Origin of the sequence: Microbacterium paludicola, from assembly GCF_039529675.1 — a bacterium.
In the GTDB taxonomy this organism is placed as follows: domain Bacteria; phylum Actinomycetota; class Actinomycetes; order Actinomycetales; family Microbacteriaceae; genus Microbacterium; species Microbacterium paludicola.
In genome coordinates, this window is record NZ_BAAANG010000013.1 from 1 (window position 1) to 14,343 (window position 14,343).

Genomic DNA, 14,343 nt, shown 5'->3' on the forward strand with positions numbered 1-14,343 from the left:
TGACCGTCGCTACGTCCGCAGCGACACGGTCACCCGATCCGTACACCACGCTATTGGACGCAACCCGACTCGGTCGCTGGCTGCATAAAGCAAGCGTCGCCGCCAAGCGCGGAGACCAATATGGAGCCGACGGGCTCAACTGGATAGCGAAGCGCGGGCTGGGACGCCGCCTCGGACCGGTCGAACTACGTCCCGCCCAGACCATGCTGCTCGCATGTCCTCGAGTTCGCGAGGCGGGTCGAAGGGGTACAACCTCGAAGAGTTGCGCAGTTTCACGTGACGTGCGGCCGCCGAGTGCAAGTGCTGGTAGGGGACCTCGCCGAGTCGAGGGCTTACCCGTATGAGGCGCGAGTAACGTCGGCTTCGTGCCAACCGCCTGGGAGTCTGTTCACTTTGTGCGCGGTGCCGCCGAGGCCGACGAGCCGATGGGTTCGAAGGAGAAGTGGTGGGTTGAGCTTCCGCAGTACGGCGAGCGACCATGGCTGCTCAAACTGGCTCGGGTCGACGAACGGGACGGGACCGTTAGCGGAGAGGACTGGGCCGAGTGGACAGTCCATCAGCTGGCTGAGCACCTCGGCGTGCCCAGTGCTACTGTGCGCCCGGCATCACTCGAAGGGCGTCGCGCCATAGTCTCGAGGTCCGTGCTTCACGACCGCCTTGAGTACCTCGATCATGGCAACAGCGTCCTATCCGCTCGGTTCCCCGGCTACGACCAGTCGGTGCAAGGCGAGAACCCGGGCTACACCCCGCTTGCAGTTCGCGATGCTCTATCCGAGGTCGCGCCACCCGCGGATGGCGATTGGCCATCGCACTTCAGCGCGTTCGATGTCTGGGCTGGGTACGTCTTCATGGATGCGTGGGTCGCGGGGCGTGACCGCCATCATGAAAACTGGGCGGTCGTCCTTCGCGGTGGCGAACGTCGACTGGCGCCCTCGTTCGACCACGGCAACGCGCTCGGCTTCCAGGAACGAGATGATCGACGTGCCCGCATGTTGCTCGACGAAGCGCATCTCCAGAGATGGGCCGAGCGCGGAACCAGCCGGCACTTCTTCGGACGACCCAAGCTCACCGAACTTGCTTGGCGCGCGTTGGACCTCGCGTCACCCGCAACACGACGATTCTGGGCCGAACGGCTTGACGCCGTCTCGGAGGATGATGTCGAATCAGTCGTCGCGCAGGTCCCCCGCGCCATAATGTCTGAGGTTGCCCATACATTCGTGGTTCGGCTGTTGATAACCAATCGGAGGAGGTTACTGGATGGCTACTCAAGCTCTTGACCGCGATCAGTTAGACCTCACCGCGAGCCGCAAGACCCTCATCCTGATCTGGCAGAACCCGGCGTCCAGGCTTTTCGTGAAGGTCGGGCAACTGGACGCCCTCCCCGGTGGTCGCTTCGCCTTCCAGTACCTGTCAGGAGCGTGGAGCGACTCGGAGTTCGTTCCACTTCTTGAGTACCCCGACCGCGACACCGCTTACCTCTCGGACGAAGTGCCGGCCTTCTTCGCGAATCGGGTCCTTTCCGTTGATCGTCCCAACTACGATCGGTACCTCAGCTGGCTGGGCATCGAAGGTCTCAATCCGGAGGATGTGCCATTCGAGGTTCTGGCTCGCACTGGCGGCGGCCGAGCAACGGACACGTTTCACGTAGTCGAGCTACCGGTCACTCACTCGAATCGTTTGGTCAGCCGGTTCTTCGTTTCTGGCATTCGGTACTTCGCAGGTGCGGACCAAGCTGTGGCGACCCTGCGGAACGGCGCATCGCTCCGACTCGAGCTCGAAGAAGACAACGAGGTCAATCCGAAGGCGGTCCTCGTTAGCACCGTCGACGGCCTTCGATTCGGCTACGTTCCAGACTGGCTCTGCGCGGACGTCCATACGCGCATCAAAGACGGCTGGTCGATCATCGCAGTGGCTGAGCGGGTGAATCACGATGCCCCGGCTCACGTTCGCATCCTCTGTCGCCTTGAGGCGTCCCGACGCTGAGTCCAGCGCTATCAGCGCCTCGTCGTAGCTACTTGTAGTCTCCCCAAACTAGGCGCGCGAACCTGGTCTCTCCGATCACAGAGTCGTCAATCACACCGGACTCAACGGCCCGGGCTGCCCTAGTGACGTGCTGCCTGATTCCCCGCAGGAGACGGTGAACCCCGAGCGGGCTGACGTGCGGCGACGGAGGTAGCCCCCATGGCGTCGTGACGGCGCGCTCGCTGGCCGAGTAAGTGCCGTGTGGGCCGAAGAAGAAGGCCTCTCCCTCGTAGCCGAGTTGCTGCTCTTCCTCCGTAATCTCGCCGGCGACTCCGGCCTGGTGCAGGCGCATTCCTAGGTAATCCAGGCGTGCGAGCGTGACTGGTCTGCCATATCCGTGCGCATACAGATCCCGGAGCTCCCGCACGGCTTCGAACACGGCGTCGCGCGTCCGTAGCGGCTCGCGCAGAAAGCGCTTGTAGTAGAAGGCGCCTTCGAGTTTGCGAGTCCAGAGTCTGTCGCCGTCGTACACGATGGCTGTGGGATCAGTGAAGACGGTCGCCGCCATGCGCGCCATGGTCACTTCGGCTAGGAACATCGACCGCGACAGCGCGGACATCCCGGCGTGCGCCACTGCGTCGTCGATGGCAAAGCCGATTTCCTTCTGGACTTCGTAGTACACGTCGCCCCAGTCATGGTGCTCGGGGTTGAACGACAGCTCCGCGCGCTCGAGAGACTGGTTGAATGCTGCCTCGAAGCTCCTGATTGTGAGCCGGTACTCTGCCTCGATCGATCCCAGCTCGGCCTCGAAATCTGCGAGGATCAGCCGCGGCTCCCCGCGGCGTTCCTCGGATAACACGACGCTGAACATACTCAATCTCAGTAGTGGCTGATTATGTAGGCCCAGGCTGAGTCGAACGGCTCACCGGTGCGCGGCAGCTTCTTTCGTCCGAACAGCCCGCGCAGTTCGCGCTTGACGGCGCGCTGGCTGTCCTCGCGGCTAGCCCAACCGTCGAAGGTTGCCTGCCTCACAAGCTCGTCAACCTCCGCCACCACATCCGCGATGAGGACGGTGGCGCCCGCCGGGGTGTTCTCCTCGAAGATGCGGGTCAGCATCCCGATTCGCGGATCCGCAAGGTCGACGGGTTCTCCGGTCTCCTCCGCACGCTCCACGGCCGTCAGATCGGTTGCCACGTCGAACAGCTTGGTCAGCCAGGCGATGGAGTCTTCGGCGCGCTCAATTTCGGCGGCCCGAAGCCGCTCGAGCCGCTCTGCGATCGACTGGTAGATGGCGACGTGCTCGCCGCCACCTTCGAGTCGCTTCTTCACGCGTGCTGCGATGCTGTCGACGATCTCCTCGGCCGACTTCTCCTCGTACTCCTCTGGCACTGGCGGCAGCTGCCCGGAGTCGACCATCTTGCGGATGGTCTCAGCATCGGCGATGACCACGGTGACGTTCGGGTCGTCCACGCGCACGTTCGTCATGTGCGCGTGGACGAGCGCACGGGTCTTCGGCGCCAGACGCTCCCAAACGAGATCGGTCTCGTCGGCCGCGGCCGGGATGGCGCGGAATACGTGTGCGTACCAGCGAACCGTCGCATGTTGCAGTGAATGCAACTGTTCATGCTTGCAAGCGACGTCTATTCGCCCAGGTTGGTGCGGAGCCGCTCTGACCATAGCAGCGTAATCTCGCGGGTGCTGAGATCTGAGTTGACATGGTGATGCACCATCCCATACTTTGTTGCATCTAATGCAAGATTTTGGGAGTTCTCCGGCGGCGCTTCGGCTGATCACGTCAGCTTCGAACGTGGCGTTGGCGAACCCGGAGGAGCAGGTCTTCACCGCGATGATCGAGGGCTGGCGAAACCAGCAGTTGTCGCGCGGGCTCCGTGAGCAGACGATCCGGAATCGGACGGCGACAGTGAACCGGTTCCGTGATTTCGTGGACAAGCCACCGTGGAGGTGGACGGTCGCGGATGTGGATGACTTCACTGCTGAGTCTGGCGGTCGCACTCGGACGCTGTCGACGATGCGCGCCAATCATGGTTCTATCCGTGGGTTCTGTGACTACCTCACGAACCCGTTGTACGACTGGATGGAGATCTGCGATCGCGAGTTTGGGGAGGTCCCCTCGCAGGTGTGCCTGCCGTGGAACACGGTGGCGCACCGGTTCGAGTTCGAAGGCGATGGGAAGCGTCGCCCGTTCACGTACGACGAGATTGAGCGCCTGTTTGACACGGCCGACGCCCGCGTCGAGCTGCTCGTGAGCTCCGGGAGAAAGGGTGCGCTCGGCGCGTTGCGGGATGCCCAGTTGCTGAAGACGGTCTACGCGTTCGGTCTGCGCCGCACTGAGGCGGTGATGCTCGACACGGTCGATTTGCACCACAACGCGAAGATGCGCCAGTGGGGGCGCTATGGCGCGATCCATGTGCGGTGGGCGAAGGCGGCGGGCGGCGGCGCGCCGCGACGTCGCACGGTGCTGCTGGTGCCGGAGTTCGATTGGTGGGTGCCGGGCATGCAGCAGTGGCTCGAACAGGCCCGAGGGCGCTTCGCTCCCGGCGGCGACCTGGACGCGCTCTGGGTGACCGAGCGGCACACGCGTTTGTCCGCCGGGTATCTCGACCGGAGGTTCGCGGAGCTGCGGGACGATGCAGGCTTGTCGAAGGATCTGACGCTGCACAGCCTCCGGCACTCCTATGTCACGCACCTGCTGGAGTTCGGCTATGCCGATCGATTCGTCCAGGAGCAAGTCGGGCACATGCACGCGTCGACGACCTCGATCTACGCCTCCGTCAGCTCGGACTACAAGAACCGGGTGCTCGCGGAAGCGCTGAAGGCCCTCATCGAAGGAGAAGCTGATGACCGTTGAGCTCGACACCGGATGGAATCTGCGCAGTGTAATGGCGTCGCGCGGGATCTTCCAGACATCCAAGCTGAAGCCTCTGCTTGAGGAGCGCGGCATCGACCTGTCTCGGGAGCAGGTGTATCGGCTGGTGACGCAGCCGCCGCAGCGGGTGCGTCTCGACGTGTTGGCGGCGCTGTGTGATGCGCTGGAGTGCTCGCTCGACGACCTGGTGACGATCACTCGCCGGGAGGCCTCGGTCCCGGTGGCCGTGGGTGAGGAGACGCGTGGGTCGATCGGTGATCTCCGTCCTGTCCGCGCGGCGATCCGTCGTCCGCGTACGAAGTAGCCGCGGTGGCGAAGCCTCCGCAAGAGCCACGAGTCGCGGAAATCGTCGATCTCGTCGGCCCTCTTGTTCCCGAGATCTCGCCCGAGCTTCTCGCTGAGATCGTGCATTCGGTCACACCGGTACCGCTGACGCAGCGGCTTCTTGAGCTCGCGCTGATCAAGCAGCCCGGCGTCCTTGAGGGACGGCATGCGAATGTGCCGGTGACCGTCCAGAATCTGGCCCATGCACTGGTCGATGAAGGATCGGACCGGGTTGTGCTGCCGACGTGCGAGTCCTGCGGACGCGCGGTGAGGATGCCCCACAAGACGCCGGGCGGTGGTCGGCACTGCTCCCGATGCGAGCGGAACGCCCGCTCCGTCTCCTGCGCTTCCTGTGGCCGGGTGCGGCCCGTGCAGCGCACGATCGACGGACAGCGCTTCTGCCGTGACTGCTGGCGAGCCGACACTCGATCGTTCGGCGACTGCTCGCGATGCGGTCAGCACGCAACCATCGTTGTCCGCCGTCCGGAACTGGTCTGCCTGGCCTGCTACACCGCACCGATCAAGACCTGCGGTCTCTGCGGAGAACCCGGCCGCGTCGCCTCCCACCTCGACGGGCGACGGGTATGCGCGCGCTGCTACTACGCGATGCGCAGACCACAGCCCTGCCCCGAGTGCGGGCGCAGGGTGTTCCTCACCGGGTTCATGAATGGCCAGAAGGTCTGCGCCGACTGCGCGGGCACTCCGATCACGATGGCCTGCCCTGGATGCGGCTCGATCGAGGAAATCCGCAAACATCACCTCTGCGTCGAGTGCCGCCGGCCCGTCGCGATCCAACAGCTGCTCGCCGACGATGCGGGAGAGATCCGTGAGGATCTCCACCCGCTTGCTGACTATCTGCTCACGCACCATGGCAAAGCGGCGTCGCTCGAACGCTGGCTGCACAAGAGCAAGTGCGCGATGGTGCTCCGCGAGCTCGCGGACGGGACCCTGCCGCTCACCGCCGAGGCGATCATCACCCGAGCCCGGTCGGGACAGTCGGTCGCGTTCCTCCTCTCACTGCTGGTCCGTTCCGGCGTGCTGCCGGAGCTCGACGTCGAGGGCACGCGCTTCGACCACTGGCTCAACGACTGGCTCGGTGGCATCGACCATCCCGAGGACCGGCTGATCCTGCGCCGCTACTGCGCCTGGGAGCTCCTCCGATCCACTCGGACACTGCGCAGCGCGTCCAGCCCTGCTTCCGGCTTCCAGAGGCAGAGGGCTGCACTGAAGTACTGCGCCGCGTTCCTCGGGGAGATCCGGGCGCAGCAGGAGACACTGGCGACGTTCCCGCAGCGCCTACTCGACGCGTATCTGACCGATTCGCCTAGCCAACGCGACGCGCTGGCACCGTTCACTCGCTGGCTGCGAAAACACCGGCTGAGCACCCTTCGGGTCGAGTTTCGAGCCCATCGCCTCGAGGGGCGAGACTACGCCTCTGATCACCGATGGCAGATGGCCCGCAGGTTCCTGTCCGATGCCGACATGGACCCGAAGACCCGGGCCGCGGGTCTCCTCGTGCTGCTCTACGGGATCCAGCTGACGCGCATCGTCACGATCACCCGGGCACAGGTCGACACGAGCTCGCGGCCCGTGACGCTCACCGTCGGGGCCGAGCCGATCGAGGTCCCCGAGATCCTCGGCGACGCCATCGTCGAGCTCGTCGATGCCACAAAGGGCCATCCTGAAGGGTGGTTGTTCCCCGGCCGGAACCCGGGCCGTCACCTCACCCCGGGGCCGCTCAGCCGTCGCCTTCGCGCCGAAGGCCTGCTTGCCGGGAGCGCCCGCACGACAGCACTCATCGAGCTCACCCGGCAACTGCATCCCCGGATCGTCTCGGATCTCCTCGGCATCACGACGGCATCCGCTGCCTCATGGTCGCGTCTCGCCGGTGGCGAGTGGTCCGATTACCCGGCTCTCCGCTCCACCCACCCCTGATCAAGCATCACCCGTCAGAGCCGGGCCGGAAATCGCTTCGCGCAGTTGCTCGACGGTCGGAGAGCCTCCCAGCCCGGCAGGGGTACGGAACACCCGGCAGGCGAGCCCGACCGGCGTGTGCTCGTCGGCGAAGGGATCGACGCCGTCGACGAGGACGGTCGGTGACCCGTGGAATCCGAGGCGCTCGGCGTCCTCGACGGTCTCGACCAACTGTCGTGTGACGCGGATATCTGATCGACCGTCGAGCAGCTCAGCAAGCCGGCGGTCGAGTACTTCCCAGTTCGGGCAGCCGTCGAAGTACTGCAGGGTGATCTCCATGGTTGGCCCTCTCAGTTCTCGGTGCCGCGGAGCATCAGGAGCGCTCCGGCAATCGTAGCGGTGACGATCACGATGTCGGCGAGGTTCCCGATGAACCAGTTGCCGTAGGCGAGGAAGTCGACGACGTGCCCCCGGGCGAATCCTGGTTGGCGGAAAAGCCGGTCGCCGGCGTGCGAAGCAGCGGCCCCGCCGAGCGCACCGATCACGATCGCCCACCCGGGGCGTCGGACCCGGAACGCGAACACGATCGCGGTGGCCGTGGCCGCGACGGCGATGAGAGCGAACACCCAGGTGAAGCTCTCCCCGAAGGAGAACGCCGCGCCGGGGTTGTACGCGAGCTGCAGGCCCAACAGGTCGCCGATCAGCGGGATGCGCTCGTGCTCCGACAGGGTGGCCTCGGCCCACACTTTCGTTCCCTGATCGATCACGACGACGACCACGGCGATCAGAAGCGCCCAGGCCGTGAGCCGCCAGCGTCCTCTCTGCGGACGCTCTCCCGACGCCGATGCCGACTCAACGTCGGTATTCGTGTCCGGGGTCATGCGAGGGCCTCGAAGAGACGGACGATAACGCCGGATTCAATGAGGATGAACAGGCCCAGGCCGATGAACACGACGGGGACGAGCCAGTGCTCGACACGTTCGAGCGTTTCGGTGACGGCCTTGTGGGTGCCGATCAGTCGCCCTGCCGCGCACCAGACGGCGACGAGGATCAGGAACACGACGATCATGACCGCGACGTCGCCGGGCGAGCTGGTGCGGAAGATCGGCGTGTAGAGGGAGATGTTGTCGGCCCCGTTGGCGATCGTGATCCCGGCGACCCCCCATAGTCCGACCGCGGTGATCTTGGAGTCGTCATCATCGTCGTCGCCGTTACGGCGCAGGCCGCGAATGAGCGTCCAGATGCCGATGCCGAGCGGGATCAGACCCAGGAAGCCGACCCATTCGTCCGGGACGATCGTGAGACCGAGCGCGGCGATCACGCTGATCACGACGAGTGTGATGAACCCGAGGTACTGGCCTGCGACGATCTGCCACGGTCGCGGCTTTCCCCGGCTGGAGGCGAGGAACAGCACGGTGAGCACGACGATGTCGTCGATGTTGGTCGCCGCGAACAGGCCGATCGCCGACCCGATGGTTGCGAGCATCAGCTTTCCATTCGTGGTGTGCGGGTGCGTGCGGCGCGCAGGCCGTTGAGGATCACGATGACCTCCGCGACCTCGTGGACCAGGACGACAGCCGCGAGCCCCAGGACCCCGAAGAGCGCGAGCGGGAGCAGTGCGGTGATGATCAGCAGGGACAGGATGATGTTCTGGTTGATGATCCGCCGGCCCCGCCGCGCGTGATCGAACGCCCGCGGGATGAGCCGCAGATCATGACCCGTGAAGGCCACGTCCGCAGACTCGATCGCCGCATCGGAGCCGGTCGCTCCCATCGCGATGCCGATGTCCGCGGACGCCAGGGCCGGGGCGTCGTTGATGCCGTCACCGATCATCGCGACCGATCCCGCCTTCGACAACTCGCCGATCGCGGTCGCCTTGTCCTCAGGGCGCAGCTCCGCGCGCACGTCGTCGATCCCGGCCTGCGCAGCCAGTGCACGAGCGGTGCGGGCGTTGTCCCCGGTGAGCATCGTCACCCCGACGCCCTGGCCGGTGAGTGTCCGGACGACCTCGGGGACTTCCGGACGCAGCTCGTCGCGGACGCCGATCGCCGCGACCGGTGCCTCGTCGCGGTGCACGATCACGACAGTCATGCCCTGCTCCTCAAGCCCTGCAACCCGGTCGCCGAGCTCGCCGGCGTCGAGCCAGCGGGGGCTGCCGACCGTGATACGAGCGCCATCGACGGTGCCGTCGATGCCGTGCCCGGCCTGCTCGGTCACATCCGCGGCCACGGGAACACCCGGGGCTGCAGCGGTGATCGCCGCCGCAAGGGGATGCGTGCTGTGCTGCTCCAGAGCCGCCGCCCAAGCCAGCGCCTGCTCCTCGGCAATGCCGTTCGCAGTGAGGACCGCGGTGACCGCGGGCTCGTTACGGGTCAGGGTGCCGGTCTTGTCGACCGCGACGTGCCGGACCGTGCCGAAGCGCTCGAAGACCGCGCCGGACTTGATGATCACGCCGAACTTGCTCGCCGCGCCGATCGCGGCAACGACCGTCAACGGCACCGAGATCGCCAGCGCGCACGGAGAGGCCGCTACCAGCACGACGAGCGCACGAGTGATCCATACCTCCGGGTCGCCCAGCAGTGACCCAATGATCGCGACGAGCGCTGCGAGGATCAGCACACCGGGTACGAGCGGGCGGGCGATCCGGTCCGCGAGACGCGCACGCTCGCCCTTCTCCGTCTGCGCTTTCTCGACCAACTCCACGATCGTCGTAAGCGAGTTATCGGTACCGGCCGCGGTCGCCTCGACCTCCAGCACGCCGGCGCTGTTAATCGCGCCGGCCGACACCGCGTCCCCGGGCTCGACCTCGACGGGGATCGACTCCCCGGTGATCGCCGAGGTGTCCAGGCTGGAGCGGCCAGAGCGGACGATCCCGTCGGTTGCGATCCGTTCGCCCGGGCGGACCACCATGACCTGGCCGACCGTCAACTCCCTCGCCGGCACCTGCGCGGAGACGCCGCTCTGCAGCACGGTCGCCGTCTCCGGCACGAGCTTCAGCAGCGCCCGCAGGCCGCCGCGGGCACGGTCCATCGCCTTGTCCTCAAGCGCCTCGGCGATCGAGTACAGGAACGCCAGCGCCGCGGCTTCCTCGACGTAGCCGAGGATGACCGCGCCGATCGCGCTGATCGTCATCAGCAGCCCGATCCCGAGCTTGCCCTTGAACAGCTTCCGAATCGCGCCCGGAGTGAACGTCGACGCGCCCAGCAGCAGGCCGATCCAGAACAGTACGAGCGCCGGGATCTCGAGCCCGGACCATTCAAGGATCAGACCAGCCAGGAACGCGACACCGGAGAAGACCGGCACCATGATCCCACGGTCCCTCCACCAGGGCCGCTCCACCTCTTCGGTCTCATCCTCCGCCGCAGTGGCAGGCTCGTGCTCGCAGCTACACGCCGCGCTCACGCGTCCGCCCCTGTACCGCAGCAGCCCGGCACCGTGCACGACGAGTCCACGCACGGCGCGTGCTCGTCGACAGCCAGCGTCACGTCCACCAAGGCGACGAGCGCCGCCGCGAGGTGCGGGTCGGCGATCTCGTAGCGGGTCTGCCGACCCTCGGGTTCCGCGACCACGATCCCGCAGTCACGCAAACAGGTCAGATGGTTCGACACGTTCGAACGCGTCAACTCCAGCTCGCGTGAGAGCACAGCCGGGTAGCTCGGTCCTCCGAGCAGGGACATGAGGATCCGGGAACGCGTCGGGTCGGCCATGGCCCGGCCGAGCCGGTTCATGACATCGAGGCGTGGAGCAATGGTCAGCATGCACTGAACTATACAGTATGAGCTGATCAAACACGACTGCATCAGCACTCCGCCGCCATCCAGAAGATCAGTCGGTAACTGATCAATTCGCGACTAGACAACAATCGGCGCTACCAGTAACGGTGCTCGAGCGGTTCACCCACGACCTCGACGTCTACTCCATCGACGAGGCGTTCCTGACCGTCGACCGCCGCGCCGCGCGCGACCCGGAGGCGATGACCGAGCTCGGCCGCACGATCCGCAGCGAGCTGCGACGCCTCGTCGGCGTGCCCGTCTGTGTCGGGATCGCGCCGAACCGGACTCTGGCGAAGCTGGCGAACCGGACGGCGAAGAAGCTCGACGTCTTCGACGGGGTGTGCGTGTGGCCTGCGACGCGGCCCGAGTGGCGGGAGAAGCTCATGCGGTCCCTCCCCGTGTCGGAGGTGTGGGGTATCGCGAGTCGCCTCGAGCGGCGCCTGGCCGGGTACGGGATCGAGTCGGTGTGGGATCTCGCGAACGCGGACCCGGCGCAGATCCGGAAGTGGTTCAACGTCGTGGTGATGCGCACCGCGCTCGAGCTGCGCGGGGTGCCCGCGATCGGGCCCGAGGAGGACCGCACCGGGAAGAAGGACCAGCTGATCGTCAGCCGGTCGTTCTCAGAGAAGGTCACCACGGTCAACGGGATCCGGCAGGCGCTGTCGATCTACGCCCAGCAGGCCGCGACCCGCCTGGTGAAGCACCAGCAGGTCGCGAAGCAGCTACAGGCGTTCGCCGGCACCAGCCACTGGAACGAGCAGAAGCACTACCCGTCCGTCGCGATCCGCCTGCCGTTCCCGACCGCGGACCCGGTCGAGCTGACCCGCGCGGCGCACCGGCTGCTGCCGCAGATCGAGGACGGCATCCGGTACGCGCGCGCCGGGATCCTGCTCACCGACCTGCTGCCCGCCGGCATCCACCTGCCGCTGGAGCCGTTCCGGCAGCCGCACGAGGACCGGGGCATCGCGCAGATCGTCGCCGACGTTCAGAAGAAGGCTGGCAAGGACGCGCTCGGCCTCGGCTGGGGCGGGGTGAAGCCCGGCCCGTCCTGGCAGATGAAGCGCGAGAGGCTCACCCTGCGCGCGACGACGCACTGGTCAGAGCTGGTCACCGTCCGGGCGTGATGAGAGCGGGCAGTACGCTCGCCGATGTGGATGACGATGAGCGCCGTGGCCGCGATGGAATTCGAGCGTTGCTCACCGAAGAGTTCCCAGCCCTCGAGTCTCGCTTTCAAGCCGTCCTCGATGCACCTGCGGCCCAAGAGTCGGACCTGCGCATAGACGACGATCGTTCGTTCCCATACAGGGTGCGTGACGTCGTGCTCGCGGCTCTGCAGCTCGCTTACGACTCTCTACGGGCTACGCGCGATGTGGTTCTCGTCGGGGGCGAGCCGCATCCGCCGGTGGTGGCGCACTACGCCCTGATCCGGTCGGCTATCGAAGGAGCCGTGCAGGCGACCTGGGTGCTGCGACCGGACCGGTCGGAGGAACGGATCGGGCGCGCATTGGCGTGCCACGCGGAGGACGAGGGGCATGAGTCCACCCTCTTCGAGGCACAGCTCGAACGGTTGCTGCAGCGAACGAGCGCCCTCCCCACTGAAGCCGAGCGCCGAGAGTCGATGAGGCGGATACAGGACCTAAAAAATTCCCGCGAGCAGTCCTTCGCGAACATGAGGAAGGCTCAGCGTGAGATCGCGGACAGGTGTGGTCCAGGCCCGGGGCAGCCACTTCCGAAGAAGCCGGGCTTCCGTGCTCTCGCTGAACTAGCCGATGACGGTTCGCTGACGTCCGTGCGCACAGCGAAAATCTCCTGGCTCACACTCAGTGCGATGGCACATCCCTCCGCCGCACGAGCTACGCAATACTCACAGCACGCCGTCCACGACTTCGGGGACGGCAGCGTGCGAGTGGCGACCTTTGCGTCTTTTCGAGAGACGCTGGATTTCCTAACGACCGCGCACGAGCTCTTCGCGGCGTCCGTGGAGCTCCTTGCGGCGCGAAAAGGGCTGCACGCTGAGGCGGTGCGGAGCAGCACGGCGCGGTCACAATGAGAGCGTGGCCGCCAGCCTCGCGCGCTGCCCGCGATGCGCGACCGCGAAGACCTGCCCGTCGATGCCGACCGGCCGGTGACAAGTGAAGAGCATCGCATAGCTGCGCTATCCGAAGTGAGAACGCGGAACCTGCCCTCTGAGGCGCCCGTCGCTACCAATAGGCTGACGCCGTGACGACGAAGCCTGTCAAAGACCACACCCGGTGGCTGCGCCCCGTCAATGTGGTCCTGACGATCCTGGTGCCCTTGGGCGCCGGGGTAGCGGCCCTCCTCGACCAAAAGATCTGGCCGAAGGTCGTCGCTGCCCTTGCCGCCGTTCTTCTTGCGATCTTCGCGACCCTGCTAAGCAACAACGAACGTCGGAGCCTGACCCGCTTTTCCGGACACCAGCTTTGAGGCGATGATCGTCTCGGAAGGAGTCCGTGAGATGCCTGCTGCCCACCCGCCGGAGTTCCGGCGTCGAGCCCTCGACCTCGTCACGCAGGGCAATCCCGTTGCTCAGACCGCGCGTGATCTCGGGATCAGTGAGTCGTGCCTGCGGAACTGGATGAACCGTGACGCGGTCGATTCCGGCCGCAAGGCCGGGGTCACCACCGATGAGCACAAGGAGCTCGTCGAGTTGCGCCGCCGGAACCGGGTGCTGGAGATGGAGATCGAGATCCTCAAGCGCGCCAGCGCCTACTTCGCCAGGGAGAACGTGCTCCCAAAATAGGGTTCCGGCTGGTCCAGGAGCTCGCCGCCGACGGTATTCCCGTCGCGGTGGCCTGCCGGTTCCTGAACGTCTCAAAGTCCGGCTTCTACGAGCGGCTCGGCCGGCCACCATCGCGGCGTGCGGTCTCGGATGCGGAGCTGACGACCACGATCCGTCGGATCCACGCTGACTCGAGGGAGACGTATGGGGCGCCGCGTGTGCTTGCCGAGCTGCGGCTCGGGCTCGGCGTTCACGTTGGCCGGAAACGCGTCGCCCGGCTGATGCGAATCGACGGGCTCGTGGGCGTCTCGCACCGCCGGAAGCGACGCGGGTGGAAGCCTGACACCGCAACCCACGAGGACCTCGTGAAACGGCAGTTCCGCGCCGATGCGCCGAATCGACTGTGGTTCTGCGACATCACGCAGCACCGTGCGAGGGACGGATGGGTCTACTGCGCCGCTGTGATCGACGCGTACTCGCGGCGGATCGTGGGCTGGTCGATTAGCGACCGGATCACTGCGGAGATCGTCGTCGACGCGCTCGAGATGGCCCGCTGGCGACGCCGACCCGAACCCGGGACCGTGGTTCACGCGGACCGAGGCGCTCAATACACCTCATGGCTCTTCGGCTGAATCGGCCTGACTTTCGTTCCGTTCTTCAAGTAAGGATGGAACACGATGAACAGGAAGTACTCGCCGGAGATGCGTGAGCGGGCGTTGCGGATGCTCGCGGAGACGCGGCCG

17 protein-coding genes and 1 pseudogene are annotated in these 14,343 nt (G+C 66.0%); 11 read left to right on the forward strand and 7 right to left on the reverse strand.

Annotated features, from left to right (window positions below; all coding sequences use genetic code 11):
• Nucleotides 1-365 precede the first annotated feature (365 nt).
• Both ABD161_RS07300 and ABD161_RS07305 read left to right on the forward strand, forming a co-directional pair.
• Nucleotides 366-1,277 (forward strand): HipA domain-containing protein, encoded by a 912-nt coding sequence (locus ABD161_RS07300; protein ID WP_344001096.1) that lies wholly within the window; start codon nt 366-368, stop codon nt 1,275-1,277.
• Nucleotides 1,258-1,983 (forward strand): HIRAN domain-containing protein, encoded by a 726-nt coding sequence (locus ABD161_RS07305; protein WP_344001098.1) that lies wholly within the window; start codon nt 1,258-1,260, stop codon nt 1,981-1,983. The genes ABD161_RS07300 and ABD161_RS07305 overlap by 20 nt, the downstream gene beginning before the upstream one ends.
• Nucleotides 1,984-2,011: 28 nt before the next feature.
• Here the strand turns inward: ABD161_RS07305 and ABD161_RS07310 are convergent, their stop codons facing one another.
• On the reverse strand, nt 2,012-2,833 hold the full coding sequence (locus ABD161_RS07310) for a hypothetical protein (protein ID WP_344001100.1): 822 nt from the start codon (nt 2,831-2,833) through the stop codon (nt 2,012-2,014).
• Between the two features lie 8 nt (nt 2,834-2,841).
• Nucleotides 2,842-3,579 carry a hypothetical protein gene (locus ABD161_RS07315; protein WP_344001102.1) on the reverse strand — a complete coding sequence of 246 codons (738 nt, stop codon included), beginning with the start codon at nt 3,577-3,579 and terminating at the stop codon, nt 2,842-2,844.
• Between the two features lie 196 nt (nt 3,580-3,775).
• Between ABD161_RS07315 and ABD161_RS07320 the strand changes: the two genes are divergently transcribed.
• The 3 genes from ABD161_RS07320 to ABD161_RS07330 are packed head-to-tail and all read left to right on the forward strand — an operon-like array spanning nt 3,776 to nt 7,108.
• Nucleotides 3,776-4,831: a tyrosine-type recombinase/integrase gene (locus ABD161_RS07320; RefSeq protein ID WP_344001120.1), complete on the forward strand. Its 1,056-nt coding sequence runs from the start codon at nt 3,776-3,778 to the stop codon at nt 4,829-4,831.
• Nucleotides 4,821-5,153, forward strand: coding sequence for a helix-turn-helix domain-containing protein (locus ABD161_RS07325; RefSeq protein WP_344001104.1), 333 nt, complete (start codon nt 4,821-4,823; stop codon nt 5,151-5,153). Before ABD161_RS07320 ends, ABD161_RS07325 begins: the two co-directional genes overlap by 11 nt.
• A 5-nt stretch (nt 5,154-5,158) precedes the next feature.
• Nucleotides 5,159-7,108: a hypothetical protein gene (locus tag ABD161_RS07330; RefSeq protein WP_344001106.1), complete on the forward strand. Its 1,950-nt coding sequence runs from the start codon at nt 5,159-5,161 to the stop codon at nt 7,106-7,108.
• On the opposite strand, the gene ABD161_RS07335 is transcribed toward ABD161_RS07330, so the two are convergent.
• Genes ABD161_RS07335 through cmtR form a run of 5 tightly spaced genes read right to left on the reverse strand, consistent with a single transcriptional unit; the run spans nt 7,109 to nt 10,845 of the window.
• Nucleotides 7,109-7,426 carry a thioredoxin family protein gene (locus ABD161_RS07335; RefSeq protein WP_344001108.1) on the reverse strand — a complete coding sequence of 106 codons (318 nt, stop codon included), beginning with the start codon at nt 7,424-7,426 and terminating at the stop codon, nt 7,109-7,111.
• An 11-nt stretch (nt 7,427-7,437) separates the two neighbouring features.
• Entirely contained in the window at nt 7,438-7,968 is a 531-nt protein-coding gene (locus tag ABD161_RS07340) for a signal peptidase II (protein WP_036297873.1), read from the reverse strand.
• A complete protein-coding gene (locus tag ABD161_RS07345; RefSeq protein WP_036297875.1) occupies nt 7,965-8,573 on the reverse strand; it encodes a cadmium resistance transporter in 609 nt (202 codons plus the stop codon). Before ABD161_RS07345 ends, ABD161_RS07340 begins: the two co-directional genes overlap by 4 nt.
• Nucleotides 8,573-10,489, reverse strand: a complete 1,917-nt coding sequence (locus ABD161_RS07350) for a heavy metal translocating P-type ATPase (protein WP_425560823.1) — start codon at nt 10,487-10,489, stop codon at nt 8,573-8,575. Before ABD161_RS07350 ends, ABD161_RS07345 begins: the two co-directional genes overlap by 1 nt.
• Nucleotides 10,486-10,845 carry a Cd(II)/Pb(II)-sensing metalloregulatory transcriptional regulator CmtR gene (gene cmtR, locus ABD161_RS07355; RefSeq protein WP_344001112.1) on the reverse strand — a complete coding sequence of 120 codons (360 nt, stop codon included), beginning with the start codon at nt 10,843-10,845 and terminating at the stop codon, nt 10,486-10,488. Before cmtR ends, ABD161_RS07350 begins: the two co-directional genes overlap by 4 nt.
• A gap of 110 nt (nt 10,846-10,955) precedes the next feature.
• Here cmtR and ABD161_RS07360 point away from each other — a divergent pair.
• The 6 genes and pseudogenes from ABD161_RS07360 to ABD161_RS15965 all read left to right on the forward strand — a co-directional run.
• A pseudogene (locus tag ABD161_RS07360) lies at nt 10,956-11,153 on the forward strand (Y-family DNA polymerase); the annotation flags it as partial.
• Nucleotides 11,154-11,204: 51 nt separating this feature from the next.
• Nucleotides 11,205-11,984, forward strand: coding sequence for a DinB/UmuC family translesion DNA polymerase (locus ABD161_RS07365; protein ID WP_344001122.1), 780 nt, complete (start codon nt 11,205-11,207; stop codon nt 11,982-11,984).
• A 26-nt stretch (nt 11,985-12,010) separates the two neighbouring features.
• Nucleotides 12,011-12,910 carry a hypothetical protein gene (locus ABD161_RS07370; RefSeq protein WP_344001114.1) on the forward strand — a complete coding sequence of 300 codons (900 nt, stop codon included), beginning with the start codon at nt 12,011-12,013 and terminating at the stop codon, nt 12,908-12,910.
• Nucleotides 12,911-13,080: 170 nt separating this feature from the next.
• Nucleotides 13,081-13,305 (forward strand): hypothetical protein, encoded by a 225-nt coding sequence (locus ABD161_RS07375; RefSeq protein WP_344001116.1) that lies wholly within the window; start codon nt 13,081-13,083, stop codon nt 13,303-13,305.
• A 31-nt stretch (nt 13,306-13,336) separates the two neighbouring features.
• Nucleotides 13,337-13,621, forward strand: coding sequence for a transposase (locus tag ABD161_RS07380; protein ID WP_344001118.1), 285 nt, complete (start codon nt 13,337-13,339; stop codon nt 13,619-13,621).
• Between the two features lie 8 nt (nt 13,622-13,629).
• Nucleotides 13,630-14,232: an IS3 family transposase gene (locus tag ABD161_RS15965; protein WP_425560824.1), complete on the forward strand. Its 603-nt coding sequence runs from the start codon at nt 13,630-13,632 to the stop codon at nt 14,230-14,232.
• Nucleotides 14,233-14,343: the final 111 nt, after the last annotated feature.